Raw genomic sequence first — 283 nt, 5'->3', positions numbered from 1 at the left:
GTCGGGATAACCGGGATGCGCACCAATATCAACATCGTGAAGATTCGCTAAGGTAATCGTGTCGTGCATCACGTTCGGATCGGAAGCGTGAAAGCCACAAGCAATGTTCGCCATATCGACATGAGGCATCACGCTATCGTCAGCGCCCATCTTCCAAGAACCAAAGCTCTCGCCCATATCGCAATTTAATGTCAGTTGCTGTTTATTCAATGTCATATATTTATAGTTACCTTAGCAATCACATCACGATGCAGGAAAAACCTTTTATCTTCAGTGACTCAGT

The 283-nt window shown here is 44.9% G+C and carries 1 protein-coding gene; it reads right to left on the bottom strand.

Annotation, left to right across the window (positions count from 1 at the left end):
• Positions 1-216: LamB/YcsF family protein (locus R7Q11_RS28175; protein ID WP_225467227.1), on the bottom strand; the 216-nt coding region annotated here is incomplete at its 3' end.
• Positions 217-283: the final 67 nt, after the last annotated feature.

This window comes from Vibrio sp. 970 (assembly GCF_033339075.1).
The sequence above is the reverse complement of the archived record's forward strand: the minus strand, read 5'-3'. Positions and strand labels throughout refer to the sequence as shown.